This window comes from Alphaproteobacteria bacterium 33-17 (assembly GCA_001897445.1).
Classification (GTDB): Bacteria; Pseudomonadota; Alphaproteobacteria; order Rickettsiales; family 33-17; genus 33-17.
On the sequence record MKSX01000020.1, the window covers coordinates 52,164 to 68,624 of the forward strand.

Sequence of the window (16,461 nt, forward strand, 5' to 3'; positions counted from 1 at the left end):
TAATACTCCTATAATTAAGCTACAATTCCAATAACATCAGCTTCTTTTAAAATAAGAAGGTCTTTGCCATCGATTTTAACTTCAGTTCCAGACCATTTTGCAAATAGAACTGTATCACCTACTTTTACATCCATAGGAATTACAGCACCTTTGTCGTCTTTATTGCCATTACCAACAGCAATTACTTTACCTTGCATTGGTTTTTCCTTTGCGCTGTCTGGAATAATAATTCCACCTGCAGTTTTTTCCTCTTCAGCAATACGCTCAACTGCGATTCTGTCTTTTAAAGGAATGAACTTTGTCATAATTGTTAATCTCCCTGTAAATTTAAACTTTGGTTTACTAAGTTTGCGTTAGTATATATATGTACTTATTGGTTCAATTCAAGGGATAAAAAAAGATTTTTTTGTTTTTTTTGAATTTTCAGGCATTTAGGTCTATACTGTATGTAAATGAATTAGTTAACCATATCTTACTTAAAATGCTAACCTCTATAATTATACAGAAGATTATGACGCTATACGTCAATATTTTTCTGGGTTATTTGTGCGCAAAACGCCTTAAAATGCAAGGAACTGACCTTGCAAAGCTTATATTTTACATAGTAACGCCTTTTGTAATATTTCAGGGGGCGCTTAAAGCTGATCTTGATAACGGAGTTGCTCTTACGCTTCCTGTAACTATTTATATATTTTGCAGTATCTTATGCTTTTTATTCTATTATTTGGGGGGTAAGATTTGGGCAAACAACCCTCAGCGCAACTTAATTGCATTATCGGCAGGTAGTGCCAATACTGGTTTTATTGGTCTTCCTGTTGCAATTGCTGTAACAAATAATGACCCAAACCTAATTGGTTTGTATATAAGTGGCATGTTAGGTATTTCATTATATGAAAATTCAATTGGTTTTTATATGGTATCTAAAGGGGAGCAAACCCCAAAAGAAGCATTAAGCAGAATTGCGAAACTTCCTATTATATATGCTTTTATTGCAGGATCGCTGCTCAACTATTTTGGGTTAGAGATTGCTGATATTCCAAAGTCAGTTATGGATTTACTTAATTATATACAAGGTTGTTACTTTACAATTGGTACGCTTGTTATTGGTATTGCGCTTGGGCAGGTGGATAAGCTTACCATAGATAAAAAGTTTTTGGGTATGGCATTTTTGTCAAAATTTGTTGCCTGGCCGTTACTGACTATGGCGTTTATATTGCTTGATAGGGCATTTTTTCATATATATGAGCCAGATGTTCATATGGCTATGAAGATGTTATCTATTGCTCCTATTGCTACAAATACTGTTACTATGTCACTTTTATTTAAAATCCACCCCGAAAAAGCTGCAACAACTGTTTTACTCGCCGCATTTTTTGCGCTAGTCTACATGCCATTAATGGTGGGGCTGTTTATAATATGAATGTAGTTGTTATTGGAAAAAGCGGAAATTTGGCAGCAAGCCTGGCTCAAATTGCACCAGACTTTACTTATTTATCAAAAGAAGAATTTTCATTTGATAAACTTAACGATATAAAACCAGAGTTTATAATAAATACAGCAGCCTACACTAAGGTTGATTTGGCCGAAACTGAGAAAGCCAGTGCTTTAGAGCTAAACTGCGAGTTTCCTAAAAAGCTTGCCATGTGGTGTAAGGAAAACGATGCGTATTTAATACATATATCGACTGATTATGTATTTGATGGAGAGGGGGCTGCTCCGTATAAAACAACCGATATTACAAACCCCGTCAATTTCTATGGTTATACCAAAAGACTTGGGGAAGAGGCGGTTTTAGGTAATTGCCCAAAATCGATTATTATCAGAACATCGTGGTTATATAGTAGTTACGGTAATAATTTTGTAAAAACTATGATTAGGTTATTATCTGAAAAACCTGAGATAAAAGTAGTTAATGACCAAATAGGCTGTCCAACAAGTTGTCTAAACTTAGCAGAAGTAATTACTAAAATTATTCAAAATCCTATACCTGGGCTATATCATTATACAGATAAAGATATTATGTCATGGTATGATTTTGCGGTCAAAATATCTGATATCATAGGTAATGGCAGGGTATTGCCAATTACAAGTAATGAATATCCATTGCCAGCAAAGCGTCCTATGTATTCCGTATTAAATTGTGCTGTTATATGTGAAAAATATGATATTGTGCAAAAAGAATTTGATGAAAGCTTAAAAAAGGTAATAAATGATTACTGCCGTAATAGTGTCGTATAATACAGGTGATGTACTTTTTGATACGATAAAATCTCTTAAAAATAATAAACATATATCTCAGATAATTATAGTTAATAACGGTAATCCTGAAGGGTTTTTGGATAATATAAAAGATGCCGAGATTATATCAGGTCATGGAAATATTGGTTTTGCTAAAGGATGTAACCTTGGAGCTAAGCATGTTAAAACCGATTATGTGCTAATAATAAACCCTGATTGTGTACTATCAGATGATTTTGACTTTACAGAGATGTTAGAGGATTTAAAAGAACCTCACATATTGTGCGCTACCTGCAAAATTGAAAACCTTGATGGAAGTGAACAAAGAGGCAGCAGAAGAAGATTCTTAACGCCATTTAATATATTTAGAGGTATCAATCTAAATAAAACTCCTTTACCTGATAAAAAAGTCTTTATAGAAGCAACATCAGGCGCGTTTATGTTATTTACCAAAGAAGACTATTTTAGGTTAGGGGGCTTTGATGAAGAGTACTTTTTACATGTGGAAGATTTAGATTTATGTATGAAGATCAGACAAATTGGTGGAAAATTAATATATTACCCCTATAAGTATGTTAGGCATACGTGTTCTACAAGTGATGCACCCAAAATCTTTGTAGAGCGGCATAAATTAAATGGATTTGACTATTATTTTGGCAAATTTTTTGGGAAAAATTTATTAACAATTACTATATTATTGCTTTTAAAGCTTAGATTTACTTTAAAATCGTTGCACTTAGCTAAAAAGTAATGTATATGATTGATGTATTCTTAACAATAAGTGGCTGATTTTTATGGAAATTATAAACAATAGAACTGAAGATTTTGAAGAAGAACTTAAAAGCATTGATATCGAAGTTGGAAAAAAATTGCGATTCAGACGTACTATGTTAGGTTTGAGCCAGGATCAGTTAGGGTCGGCTACGGGGGTCAGTTTTCAGCAGATTCAAAAATATGAAAAGGGTTCTAACAGAATAGGTGCAAGCAGACTATTTGAATTTGCAAAAGTATTAAATGTTGATGTTAACTACTTTTTTTCAAATATGTTCTCGCAAGACCATGTTAAATCTGCTAATCAAAATGGCGCGTCATTAGCATTTAATGAAGAAAACCGTGGCTTTAAGTATGATTTTGAAGATGACGTTTCTACAAAAGAAGTTATGGCACTAGTAAAGTCATATTCTCAAATTAAAGAAAGCAAAATAAGAAAAAAAGTGCTAGCTTTGGTTCAATCATTATCTAAAGAAGAAAATTTAGCAAAGGAAATGGTTGATAGCTTGTAAGCTATTGAAACTTAAATATTTATAAGTATAAAAGGCATCTAAAATAATGATTTAAAAAATTATTTTAGATGCCTTTTATACATTAAAATTTATACCAATGATTAACATATCAAGTAATTGATTATTATAAAATTAATTTTTAATAAGTTAATTTTGGTAAATTTTCGATTGCAATATTATTGCGGATGTATATAATGCACTTATCGTAAACTAAATAATAGTTTATCGTAAAATTGACTATTAACTAATTTCTAGGGTGTTGATAATGACAGAATACACAATGAATGGTGCATTAAAACAATATGATGCATATATTACAGCAAAAGAAACAACATTAAAAGCTGATCTTGAAGCTGCTAAAAAAACATATGATACAGAATTAGCTGCTGCTAAAGATGATGCTGCAAAAGAAGCTGCTAAAACAAAATTTGAAGCTGCTGAAGAAGCTGCTAATGCAAAAGTTGCTAAAGCTGAAAAAGACTTAGTAGAAGCTTTAGCTAAAGAATTAAAAGATCAGGAAGAAGTTGCTGATCCTAAAGATGCTACAAAAAAAGTTAAAGCTCTTGATGAAGCTGTTAAAGCTGAATCTGCTGCTATTGATACGGAAATCAAAAATCTTGAAGATGCTTTAAAAGCTGCACAAGATGTGAAAGTTGCTGCATATGTTGCTCCTAAAGCTGCTGATTTAAATTTAGCAAAAGAAGTAAAATTTGTTGATGCTGCAGGTGCTGATGTTGTACTTCCAGCTGAATTTGCTGAAAATTTTGATGTTACATCTTTAAAAACAGCTTATGCTGATGATAAAAATCCAACAGATGATGAAAAAAAGCAAGAAGCTACAAACGAAACCGCTCGTAAACTTATTGCAGATGCAATTACAGCAGCTACAAAAGTTCATGCTGATGCAACAAAAGCTAAAACTGATAATGTTGCTGATGCTCAAGCAAAAGTAGCTGCTAAAACAGCTGAAAAAGCTAAAGTTGCTGCTTCTTTTGACGACTTCTACAACAACTTAAAACTTTCTAACTTTACATTAAATGCAACAAAAGATGCAAATGGTAAAGTTACAGAGTTAAAAGCTACAACATCTGTAACAGCTTCTACTGTTAAAGCTACAGTTAAAAGCCAAGTTGTTTCTGACAAATTAGCTTCTGTTAAAGTTCAAAGACCAAGCGTAATTGCTACAAAAGCTCAAGCTACTGCTGACAACAAAAAATACTTAAAAAACAACTTAGTAGTATTTGCTAAACGTGTAGCTTACACAGTTGCATTCTCTGCTGGTTTATATTTTGCTGGTAGAGCTTTAGGTCCGGTTATTTCTAATCTTGCTTCTAAATACTTACCAAACAATTTTGCAGCTAAAGTTGCAAACTTCACAGGTTTAAGCAAACTTATGAACAAATTCTATGCAACAGCATTTGGTAAAAAAGTTGTAGCATTCTTCTCTAAAGACGTTGTTACAAGAGTATTTGCTGCTGTTTCTAACGTTGCATCTAAATATGGTAAGCACGTTGTTAACGCATTAATCGGTAATGCTGCTGCAACTGCAATTCTTTCTTCTAAAACATTAACAGCTGAAGCTAACCTTGATCCTAAATCTGGTTTCTTTGCAAAAGCTGGTAACGCTTTAAAGAAAGTATTCGGTGGCGATGCTGCATTATTTGCAACAACAGTTACAGTTGATGCAAATGCTAGACCTGCTAAAGGTGCTTTCTTAGAAGCTGAGCAAAATGCTGCTTTAGATGCACTTGCTGCTAAACAACAACAAGGAAATGTACGTAAAATGGCATTTGCTGAGTTAAGACCTACACAAGAATCATCAGTTGTTGCGAAATAATTTTTGATACTTTATAGTTCTAAAAGAAAAAGCGCCTTAGGTTTCCCTCGGGCGCTTTTTTTATATTCTTTGTCTTAATTCGCTATAAATATATTCATTATTGTATAGGTTTTAAGTTTCATTTACTGTCATTGCGAAAAATGCGAAGCATTTTGTGGCAATCCAAAGTTCTAAAAGCTTCATAAAACCAAATAATCTTATTTGTAATGTAGATTGCCACGCAAATTAAACATTTGCTCGCAATGACCGTCACTGAAATTATGAACTTCTACAATTCTGCCAAGTCACGCTTTATAATGAAAAAATTTTAGAACATAAAAACTATATCTTACTAATACACGCAATATAATTCTGTACTATGGCAGCTTTGACATTTAGGTGGTGTACTAGATGAATCAGTCCCATCACATACGTCGTTTCTATTGGTATCTGGTCTATATAGTATTCCTGTCCTGCTGCCACTACATGCGCTTGATGCACTTGCTGCAAATGGTGCGCTATCTGTTGAGTTGAGTGTTCCTGTGCCTAAACATGACCTTGCTGTTGTTGCGGCAAGTCCGTTTAATCTTGTGCCATATGTGGCAGATGTAACACCAGCATTACAGAAATCTACCCAATGTCCTCTATCTGAGCAAATAACTTTAGCATCCTGTGCAATTGAAGCAGGGAATAGAGAGCCATACGGACTATTACATTTTGGAGGATTTGTAGGGCTTGGATTATCTTTGTCAATTTTTACAATTTCATAAGTACCATGCTCAGGTGCATATACCGTACCCCCGCCATAATCATATGTTTGCGGGAATAGCATATTGAAGAAATAATCTGGATTTGTAGGGGATGTAGTATTTGCACTGCCAAGAGCAGGACATGCGTTTGCTAAACATGCTCCGTTACGTGCCTGCCATGTGCCGTCAAAGCCGCAGCGACTTGAATTGCTATAATTAGCATTATTAATGTTATTGGTATATGGGGCTGTAGGGCAAGCAGTTGCTGCATGGTTAACGTTACTAGCATATCCAGCCGCAGTAGTGTAAGTGCCAAGCCCAGTATTTTGGTCTCCTGTAGTTCTGGTATTACAATATCTGGTATTGCATGTTGAGGTATGAACCACCCAGTCCCCTCTGTTAGGAGTTGCTCCAGTATTTAAAGTGCATACCTCAACTGTAAATCCTTCCTCATTATTGTTGCAGACAGTGCCTCTGGATATTTTAATACCCCCGATTGGTTCTGTCCCACATGTAATAGGCACGCAATTATCACTTTGAGTAATATAATTACCAGATGTTACGCATACCTGAATATGTGATCCTGTATATCCCATTGGGCAGCCAATATCACGAGTATTACCGGCAGCACAAGGAGCGCCTGTATATAAAGGTAAGCATCTTGAGTGTAAGGGGTTATCGAAAGCAGCCGTAGCATTTGCACCAAGTCTGCATCCTCTTGTAATGTTAGCGCCCCCAACTAGCGCATAGTTAGCATTTCCACAGGTGTTAAGTGTTCCTGCTGCTTCAAATGATCCTGGATTTATAGCGCCTGTGCATTGTAATGTTGTACTACATCCGCTAAATTGGGTTGTCCAGTTTTGTGCGGTACAGACTTGAGTGACATAACCTGTTATTCCGATTGGGCATGCAAGAGTCCTGTTCATTGCATAACCAGTTGCTCCCTGATCAATTGCTCTACAAGCATTTGCAGTTTGTATGGCGCAAGTGTTGCTATATGCCAAAAAGCCACTTGGCATGCAAGTTAATGTTATTCTAGAAGTTGATGTAGATAAATAACCGGTTGGACAAGGTAAATTTAAGGCTTCACCATTTCGAAGTCCAAAACCGCATTCAACAGGTTTACATGTGGTTCTGGTATTAACCCATAAAGCTGAACCACCAGACAATGTACATTCCTCTATAACTTTACCTACCTGACCATATGGGCATGCAGTAGTTGAGCTTTGGCGAGTAGAACCTATTGGATAGCCGCCAACGCAGGTATTTGCTGTTGCAGCAGTTATATTAAGTCCTGATATTAAAAAAGTCATTCTACAGGTAATATTGCTATTTGAAACTGCATAAGCTCCTGTCGCAAGCATACATGAATTTGCAGCGGCATTGCTTCCATCAAAGCCCATGATTTTACCAGTTGCCGCCATTCCATCATCATATTTTTGATCAATGCCAAAAGCCTCGCTAGGACTAAGCACGGCAAGATCGTTATTAGTTGAACTATATCCATCAAGAGAAATGGCAAGCCCATTGGCTGTTGAAACTATCCTAAATCCTGAATTTGGTATTTTGCCTGCAGGCACACCGCCAATAGACGTACCACTTGTAATAATATATCTATCGCCACTATTTCCACTAAAGTTACCAGTATATAATTTAGCTTGGTTAAGATGCGCCCAAAATAGAACATCTTCATTGCCGCTAATTATAGCATTACCAGAACTTGTACCACTTGGCATAACGCCTATTGTATTAGAATCTGTAATATCTCCAGGAAGAGCGCCGTATTGAGTTTCAAAGGTTTTAACGGCTTGTTTAACTTTTTCAATTTCAGCTATGGTTGCTGTAACTTGTGATGATCTTATAAGGTTTTGTCCGGCAGAAACTGCGCCAAATAAAAAGCCAATAATAACTAAAACTATCGATAGTTCTACAAGTGTGAAGCCTTTTCTATACGACAATTTCATGTACATGCCCTAAAACTTCATTTTACTAAAGCTACTATATAGAGGACCAAATACTGCGACGGATACCCACATCATAATCCCACCTAAAATAATCGTAAGCGTTGGCTGTATAAGACCGATCATGGTATTTACTGACTCATCTACCTCTTTATCAAAAAAGTAGTTTACGTTTTTAAGTGTTTCGTCAATTCTTCCGCTATCTTCACCAACCTTTACCATTCTGAGTACCATAGAAGGGAATTGATTAGCGGCGGTCATTGCCTGAGTAAGCGATGTTCCCTCTGATACTGCCTTTTTAACGGCATGAACAGATTCTTTAATAACGGCATTTTTTACAACGTTATTAGCAATTTCCAGACAGTCTAAAATACCTATACCGCTTCTATAAGTAATTGATAAAAACCTAGAGAATCTTGCTACTTCAATTTTACGAATTGTCTCGCCAATTTTAGGAATCCTTAAAAATATAGCGTCCATTTGATAATTAAATTCTTCTGAAGCTTTACAGGCAAATTTTAATGAGAAAAAAGTTATCACTGGAAATAAAGCCAAGTACATCCAAAACTTTTGGAAAAAATTTGAAGTATTGATAAGAGCAATTGTATATATTGGAAGGTCAAAGCCCTGAGATAATAAAAATCTGGATAATTGCGGTATAACAAATAACATCATAACGCCAATAACTATACACATTAAAATCATTAAAAATACAGGATAATAACTTGCTTTTTTAATTTTACGCTGAATATTATCAACCCATTTCAGATGGTCTGCTAAATGACCGAAAACATCAGCTAAATTACCTGTTTTTTCACCTGCTGTAACTAACCCAACAAAAACTTCATCAAAATATTTTGGATGCTGGGCAAGGGCAGCAGAAAGCATTTTACCTTTATTTATCGAGTCAAAAATTTCAGCTAATATACTTTTCATATGGAAATTATCTGTAGTATCTCGCAGATCACCAACAGCATCAAGTAATGGCACGCCTGCACGGTCAAGCTGTTCTAACTGTACGCAAAATACTACTAAATCCTGAAGAGTAAGCTTACTCCCGCCAAAAAATCCTGAGGTTTCATTTATTTCCTTGCAGCTTATAACATCTAGTCCAAGAGTTTTAAGTTTAGACTCAAGCTCAAGTTCGTTAACAGCGGATATATTACCGCTTATTGTTCTTCCTTTTTCATTTAATGCTTGATATTTATATTGCGGCATATTTTACAACCTCGACGTCACGTCAATTGTGCTAATTAAAGAATCAACATCTATAAGTCCTTCCAGAACTTTATTAGTTCCATCTGCAAGCATCGGAATAAAACCATTACTCATGGCGTAATCCAGCATTGCTTTACGTGTAGAATTGGTTGCAATAAGTTCATCAAGCCCACGGTCAATCTGAAGCACTTCGCTAATAGAAATACGACCTTTATAACCTGTATGACCACAAGCTTCGCAACCTTTTCTTTTAAATATTTTTGGAGGGTTATCAGGCTTAATATCCAGCACCTTACAATCGTGTTCTGTAGCAACATACTCTTCTTTGCACTTAGCACATAAAATTCTTGCTAAACGCTGAGCAACAATACAGATAATAGATCCTGCAATCATGGTGCTTTCAACGCCAATATCGCGTAGACGTGGTATAGCACCAATAGCATCATTTGTATGAAGTGTACTATATACCTGGTGACCTGTCATAGCTGCACGAATAGCCATTGTTGCGGTTTCATGGTCACGAATCTCACCCACGAATATCACGTCAGGATCCTGACGCATAAGCGATTTAATACCATCGGTAAAAGATAGTCCTGCACCTTCACGAATGCTACTTTGTCTGATAAGAGCCAGTTTATATTCTACTGGATCTTCTAATGTCATTATATTTTTTTCAATTGTATTAATATGGCTAAGCATAGAGTACAAAGTAGTTGTTTTACCGCTACCTGTAGGGCCAGTTACAATAATAATGCCTTCAGGACGCAAAACACTTTTTTCTAAAACTCTACGATTGTGTTCGCTGTATCCAAGCTTATCAAGTGGCACTAAAGACTGCCTGCTGTCTAAAATCCTCATGACAATATTTTCGCCATGAATTGTTGGCTGTGTTGCAACCCTGAAATCAATATCACGACCTAATACGTTATATGTAATACGACCATCCTGTGGATTTCTGGTTTCAGCTATGTTCATTTTTGATATAATTTTGATCCTGACTACAATCGCCGACCAGTATTCTTTATGAAATGACCTGATTTGTCTTAGCTCGCCGTCAATTCTGTAGCGAATTCTCACGAATGATTCTTCAGGTTCAAAGTGAATATCAGATGCTCCCTGCTTAATGCCATCAATTAATAGCGCATCTACAAGGCGAACTGTAGGGTTAACATAGTCATCACCAGCATATTGTATGGATTTATTATCAGAGATACCCGATTCAATTTCTTTTAAGATGCCGTCAATAGACATCTCATACTTATAGCACTGATCAATTGCTTCTAAAATCTCAGATTCAGGAGCATAAACAGGGGAAATTTTATAGTTACGAGCAAAATACTTCTTAATCTGGTCAATGACCATAATATTATAAATATCAGAGATAGCTATTTGTATCTCAGTTTCTGTTTGAGCAACTGGCAAAGCTTTACATCTTATTGCTACTTCCTGAGGGAGCTGATTAATTAAATTAGGATCGATTACCATGGTTTTGAGGTGTACATTTTTAACGCCAGAAGCTTCTGAAAGTAATTGGCTTAAAGCGCTTTCTGTAATAAATCCTAAATCAACCAGAATATTGCCAAGCAGCTTATCGCGTGATTTTTCTGATTTTTGTTCAAGTAGGGCAATTTCAAGCTGATCTTTAGAAATCATCCCTTTTTCAATTAGAATAGTTCCCAGTTTTTTCCCGTGCATAGATGCACCAGGGGCAATTGTAGGCTCGCCACGGTTAATTTTTTCAGTTTCTGGTATATTATTATCTTCTGAGTCCATAAGTATAATAAGTAACTGATATTAATATATATAATTTATACTATATTACTTTTACATAAAACAAAAGAAATTAATAATGGTATTGTATTTGTTTGTAAAATCTATTAATATATAAATATATTTGTTATTTTATCTATTGCGGCAAAAGGTAAATTTTATGAAAGCTAGCGCTTTTCTTGACTTTTTTAACAAGGTCAGTTTCAGAAAGAGAGTTGTAATTATCATATATAGTGTGTTTTTGATATCTGGTGGTGCAACTTACTTAATCTCTGATTTTGTTACAGCAAGGAGCGTAAAAGAGTCTCAGGTAAACCTTTTAAAAACCACTTTGCGAAACAAGGCGGTAGTTCTTAACGATTATTTTAAATCAATTGTTGACGATATAAGCATAACTGCGGATGAGAACCATTTTGATGACTTATCAAGGGATTTAATAGATGGATTTAATTCAATTCCTAATAATCCTGGTGATTATATCAGAAACTTATACAGAACTAAAAATCCATATGAAATTGCCGATTACATGATGCTAAACGATGCTAAAGATGGTTCAAAATACTCAGAAATGCATTCAAAGTATATGCCCTGGCTAAGACGTTTTGTTAAAGAGAAAGGTTATTATGACCTTTTTATATTTGATACAAAAGGTAACTTAGTTTTCACAGTTGCTAAAGAAGATGATTATGGTTCAAGCTTTGCTAAAGGTGGAAAGTATTTTGATACTGGACTTGGCAATATTTACAATTTGGTAAGAGATGCTAATAAAAAAGATTTTATAGCATTTAGTGATTTTGAAAAATATAAGCCTAGCTTTATGGTTCCTGCTAGCTTTGTAGCAAAAGGTATATTTGATGAGTCGGGTAAGTTGATAGGTGTGCTTGCACTTCAAATGCCAATCAATAAAATAAATGAAGTAATCAATGACTCTGATGTTAATACTAATATTGAATCATATTTAGTTGGAAAGGATTTCCTAAATAGAAATCAGTCTAAAACCTCCAAAAAAGATAATATTTTGACAGTAAATTTACAGTCTGAATCGGTTAAACTGGCTCTAAGTGGAAAGTCAGGTGTAGTGCAGGAAGTTATTGGTGGCTCAAAATATATTGTTTCTTTTACACCCATTAATTTTCTAGATACTCGCTTAGCATTAATTGAAAAAATTAAATATGAAGACGCAATGGCGCAGCTTTATGATGAAAGGCATAAAATGATAATGGCGCTTATTATAACTTCATTTATAAGCTTATTTATTGCAGTATATTTCGGGTCTTCAATAACAAAGCCTATTAACGATATAGCAAAAAGCATGAAGAATATTCTTGATGGCAGCTATGATATTTCAGTGCCGCATATTGAAAGGCAAGATGAAATCGGAAAAATGGCAGGATTTATTGAAAGGTTCAGAGAGCAATCAATGAAGAAGGTTGAGCTTGAGAGGGCGCAATTACAGCTTCAGTCTCAAAGCGATAATATAAGAAGCCAAACAATGCATAAAATTGCTGACGATCTTGAACAAAAGGTAAATTCTATTGTTCAGGAACTGTATTCATCATCTGGTAATGTTAAAAATACTTCTGAAGTACTTTGCAATTCCGCTGAAAAGAGTGAAAATGATATTATCAATTTGCTTGATACAACTACCAAGCTTGTTAGAAATATTAAAAACGTAGAGTCAGTAACAGGTAAAATATTTGACGTTATTTTTGGTAACAAAACCCAAATTTTAGAATCTGCAATGATTGCTAAAAACGCCGTAGAAGCAGCAAACAACGCAAACGTTACTGTTAGTGACTTATCTGAAACTGCTGCAAAAATTGGTTCTGTAATCGAGCTTATTAATGAAATTACTGCTCAGATTAACCTACTTGCGCTAAATGCCACAATCGAAGCGGCAAGGGCAGGGGAAGCGGGTAAAGGGTTTGCTGTAGTTGCAAGTGAAGTTAAGAACCTTGCTAATCAAACAACCAAAGCTACCGAAGAAATTGCAGATATCATTAATACTATGCAAGGCAAAACCATGGGTACAGTAGATGCCATGAAGGAAATAACCAGAATTATTGAGAAAATCAGTAATATTTCATTAGTAGTAGTTAATGGTGTAGGCGAAGAAGAAAAACTCATTAACGAAATTAAATCTAATACTACCGATTCATCTAAAGGAACTACTCAGGTAATGAAAACAGTTAACAACGTTGCTGAGAGTTTTTCAAGTATTTCAAATGGTTCTACCAATTTACTTAAAACCTCAACTCAGCTAAAAGAAGAAACTCAGGCTCTTAGTGGTGCAGTATCAAGGTTTATTGAAAATATTAAAAATAGTTAATATAAGGAGGGAAATATGGATTTTAAAGAAGCTATCAAATCTCATAGTAACTGGAAAATGAAGCTAAAAGCCTATATTGCAAACCCTGATAAATCGATAGATAAAGACAAAGTATCAAGGGACAATGAATGTGACCTTGGTAAATGGCTTCATACTGAAAAAACTAAATATCATAATGATCCTGAATTTGCAGAACTTATTGAAGCGCACGCAAGTTTTCATAAGTCTATCAGAACAGTCGTTGAAAAAGCTGAATCAAATCAGGATGTTTCAGAAGAAATTGCGATCGGAGCAAACAGCCCTTTTGGCAGAGCATCAACTGAAGTTGTAAGGCTACTTATGGCTATGGAAAGAAAATACCAGAAATAAGTTATACTTACACATAAATATGGTCTTTTATCTGTGTAAGTTTATGAGATTAAAAATGGGTGAGCGGGGGGAGTTTAAAAAGCAATCCTGCGAATTGTTTTTTAAACTAACACCCATTTTTAAGCGAATAAACACCAGCGCGTTTTTCGCATTTACACAATTTATCTTATAGTAACCGTTATATTATTGTTTTCTCTAAGTTCGTTAGGCATAACTCTTTCCATGAAGCTTACTTTTTTCTGGCTTACTGCATACTCATCTAAGGCTATCTTTTGATAATATTCAACATGAGATTTAGTTGAAAAACTAGCGTTAGCATATGCAGAAGTACTATTAACTTTTTTCGCAAATAGATTAGCGTGGCTACCTAAAACTTTACCCAGGAATTTTTTAACACCTGTTGCCTGGCTATCAACTGTGAATTTCTCAGAAGATATGTAAAGTCCTGCCAAAACATTACCAAGTACTGCAAATAAAGCAGTAACTGCAGCTTTAACAACATTGTTTACAGGCATGAATTTAATTAACTTGCTTGCGGCTTTGAAGCCTAAAAAGCCCATACCAGCAGTTGTGAATAATCTTTTACCAAAGGCAAATAGGTTTTCACGTTTTGTAATGCCACTAAATGGTTTTGATGCTTTTTGCGCTTCCAGAGTAGCTTTAAATGGCTTTTTAACGACATTCTCAATACGCTTAAATATTACATCTATTGTAGTATTGGTTGTGATTTCAATTTCATTACCTGTAGTAGCATCTACTTCAGCTTTTGTAGGAAAGGTAAAATTGTTCAGAGCTAGGAAATTAATAAAATTTCCGTATTTAATAAACAAATTTTTATTCTTACGATCAAATCTTTCAATCTCATCTATTAAATTACTTATGTCAGCTTCAGAAGAATTTGGTGTTAACTTATTAAGAAATTTAATATATTCAGTCCCACCTTCATTAATTAAATCTAGAATAAGCTGAGGAATATCATTCCCTTGGTATTTAGTGGTATATTTTTGAAAATAGCACCTAGCGACCTCAGTAAGTAAGTTTTCCTTAGCATCTTTTAAGATTGCTATATTAAAAGGATTTTTCAGGGCTTTTAAATAATCTTTATATAATTTTTTATCAATTGTAAATTTTGTCATGATTAAACCATATATTAAAACTTGATATATTTTAAGTTAAGCAGAGCCGTCTTAGGCTCTGCTTATAAATTAGTTATTTAACGCTAATATTAACGTTATTGTTTTCCCTGAGTTCATTAGGTAAAACTCTTTCCTTAAAGCTTACTTTTTTATGGCTTGATTGAACTTCATCTAAAGCGATTTTTTGGTAATATTTAATATGATCTTCAGTTGAGAATTTAGCATTAGCTTTTGCTGAAGTACTATTAACTTCTTTAGCAAACAAATTACTATGTGCGCCAAACATTTTACCTAGGAATTTTTTAACACCTGTTGCCTGGCTATCAACTGTGAATTTCTCAGAAGATATGTAAAGTCCTGCCAAAACATTACCAAGTACTACAAATAAAGCAGTAACTGCAGCTTTAACAACATTGTTTACAGGCATAAATTTAATTAACTTGCTTGCTGTTTTAAAGCCTAAAAAGCCCATACCAGCTGTTGTGAATAATCTTTTACCAAATGCAAATAGGTTTTCACCTTTTGTAATGCCGCTAAATGGTTTTGATGCTTTTTGCGCCTCAAGGGTAGCTTTAAATGGCTTTTTAACATCATTCTCAACACGCTTAGATGTTACGTCAATTAGCTTGTCAGCAGTTACTTTTGCTGTAATCTCGATATCAAAGCCCGTAGTAGCAGCTACTTCAGTTTCTGAAGGAAACTCAAAATCATCAAGGGTTAAAAACATAACTGCACTGCTATATTTTTCTACAATATTATTTTTATTATCAAATAATTCATACTCTTTTTCAGCCTCTTTAGCTGTCAAAATAGCTTGAAATAATGCTGTTCTTGCAGCTTTATAGTCAGTAAGTTTTTGCACTTCAGCTGGGTCATTTAATAAATGTGGCTGTAACTTAATTTCGCTTAAAATCTTATCTTCAAATTCCTCAATAATTTGTTTTTGTTCAGGTGTTGTTTTTGCGGTTGGAACTACTAAAAGTGTGTCATGAATTATAAATTCATCCTCTGCAAATGAAACTTGTTTAGAAGTCAGAAATTGTTGAAATCTATTTTCTATATTAAGTGATAATGTAAAAGCATTTGAATTATCTATAAGTGCAGATAACTCTATGTGATTAGGCTTAATATTAATTCGTCTTGTAGTATATTTTGATAAAAATTTTTCTGTTAATTCTGAGAGTTTAGAGGATTTTGTATACGAATCCCAAAAAACAGACCCACCTTCATTTAGCATTTGAATAAGGATGGGATTCATATCTTTTCCGTTATGATTTACAGTATATCTTTCAGTGTAGCCCTCAAGAATATCTTCTAATAATTTTTCCTTAGCAGTTTTAATAGCCACTGTATCATTAGGATTTTTGAGTGCTGCTAAATAATCTTCATATAAATCTTTATCAATTGTAAATTTTGCCATGATTATGCCTTTTATAAAATTTAATACATTATAATTAAATAAAGGTTAATTGTCAAGTTAATTGTTAACTATTGGTTATGGGATGAATTTTCCTAAATTCTAGAATCTAATGCAACAGCTGATATGTAAAAAAGGTAAGGAAGTGGTGTTGAGTAAAAGAAGGATTGGAATA

At 34.3% G+C, this 16,461-nt stretch carries 13 protein-coding genes; 7 read left to right on the forward strand and 6 right to left on the reverse strand.

Annotated features, from left to right (window positions below):
• Positions 1 to 14 precede the first annotated feature (14 nt).
• Complete coding sequence (locus BGO27_00835; protein OJV13702.1) at positions 15 to 305, reverse strand: co-chaperone GroES; 291 nt, start codon at positions 303 to 305, stop codon at positions 15 to 17.
• A 260-nt stretch (positions 306 to 565) separates the two neighbouring features.
• On the opposite strand from BGO27_00835, the gene BGO27_00840 reads away from it, so the two are divergent.
• The 5 genes from BGO27_00840 to BGO27_00860 all read left to right on the forward strand — a co-directional run bounded on the left by BGO27_00840 (position 566) and on the right by BGO27_00860 (position 5,358).
• On the forward strand, positions 566 to 1,420 hold the full coding sequence (locus BGO27_00840) for a hypothetical protein (GenBank protein ID OJV13703.1): 855 nt from the start codon (positions 566 to 568) through the stop codon (positions 1,418 to 1,420).
• The gene (locus tag BGO27_00845; GenBank protein OJV13704.1) at positions 1,417 to 2,238 is read left to right on the forward strand and encodes a dTDP-4-dehydrorhamnose reductase; all 822 of its coding nucleotides are present in this window, start codon (positions 1,417 to 1,419) and stop codon (positions 2,236 to 2,238) included. Before BGO27_00840 ends, BGO27_00845 begins: the two co-directional genes overlap by 4 nt.
• A complete protein-coding gene (locus BGO27_00850) occupies positions 2,210 to 2,989 on the forward strand; it encodes a hypothetical protein (protein ID OJV13705.1) in 780 nt (259 codons plus the stop codon). Before BGO27_00845 ends, BGO27_00850 begins: the two co-directional genes overlap by 29 nt.
• 43 nt (positions 2,990 to 3,032) lie before the next feature.
• A complete protein-coding gene (locus BGO27_00855) occupies positions 3,033 to 3,521 on the forward strand; it encodes a hypothetical protein (GenBank protein OJV13706.1) in 489 nt (162 codons plus the stop codon).
• Positions 3,522 to 3,786: 265 nt separating this feature from the next.
• Complete coding sequence (locus BGO27_00860) at positions 3,787 to 5,358, forward strand: hypothetical protein (protein ID OJV13707.1); 1,572 nt, start codon at positions 3,787 to 3,789, stop codon at positions 5,356 to 5,358.
• Between the two features lie 331 nt (positions 5,359 to 5,689).
• Here BGO27_00860 and BGO27_00865 read toward each other — a convergent pair whose 3' ends face one another.
• The 3 genes from BGO27_00865 to BGO27_00875 are packed head-to-tail and all read right to left on the reverse strand — an operon-like array spanning position 5,690 to position 10,960.
• On the reverse strand, positions 5,690 to 8,050 hold the full coding sequence (locus BGO27_00865; GenBank protein ID OJV13708.1) for a hypothetical protein: 2,361 nt from the start codon (positions 8,048 to 8,050) through the stop codon (positions 5,690 to 5,692).
• 9 nt (positions 8,051 to 8,059) lie between these two features.
• Complete coding sequence (locus tag BGO27_00870; protein ID OJV13709.1) at positions 8,060 to 9,265, reverse strand: hypothetical protein; 1,206 nt, start codon at positions 9,263 to 9,265, stop codon at positions 8,060 to 8,062.
• A gap of 3 nt (positions 9,266 to 9,268) precedes the next feature.
• On the reverse strand, positions 9,269 to 10,960 hold the full coding sequence (locus BGO27_00875; protein ID OJV13716.1) for a secretion system protein E: 1,692 nt from the start codon (positions 10,958 to 10,960) through the stop codon (positions 9,269 to 9,271).
• Between the two features lie 235 nt (positions 10,961 to 11,195).
• Here BGO27_00875 and BGO27_00880 point away from each other — a divergent pair, with 235 nt between their 5' ends.
• Together BGO27_00880 and BGO27_00885 are read left to right on the forward strand one after the other, a co-directional pair.
• Positions 11,196 to 13,364 carry a hypothetical protein gene (locus BGO27_00880; protein ID OJV13710.1) on the forward strand — a complete coding sequence of 723 codons (2,169 nt, stop codon included), beginning with the start codon at positions 11,196 to 11,198 and terminating at the stop codon, positions 13,362 to 13,364.
• Positions 13,365 to 13,379: 15 nt separating this feature from the next.
• Positions 13,380 to 13,733 carry a hypothetical protein gene (locus BGO27_00885; protein OJV13711.1) on the forward strand — a complete coding sequence of 118 codons (354 nt, stop codon included), beginning with the start codon at positions 13,380 to 13,382 and terminating at the stop codon, positions 13,731 to 13,733.
• A gap of 161 nt (positions 13,734 to 13,894) precedes the next feature.
• On the opposite strand, the gene BGO27_00890 is transcribed toward BGO27_00885, so the two are convergent.
• Together BGO27_00890 and BGO27_00895 are read right to left on the reverse strand one after the other, a co-directional pair.
• Entirely contained in the window at positions 13,895 to 14,869 is a 975-nt protein-coding gene (locus tag BGO27_00890) for a hypothetical protein (protein ID OJV13712.1), read from the reverse strand.
• Positions 14,870 to 14,942: 73 nt separating this feature from the next.
• The gene (locus BGO27_00895) at positions 14,943 to 16,289 is read right to left on the reverse strand and encodes a hypothetical protein (GenBank protein ID OJV13713.1); all 1,347 of its coding nucleotides are present in this window, start codon (positions 16,287 to 16,289) and stop codon (positions 14,943 to 14,945) included.
• Positions 16,290 to 16,461 lie beyond the last annotated feature (172 nt).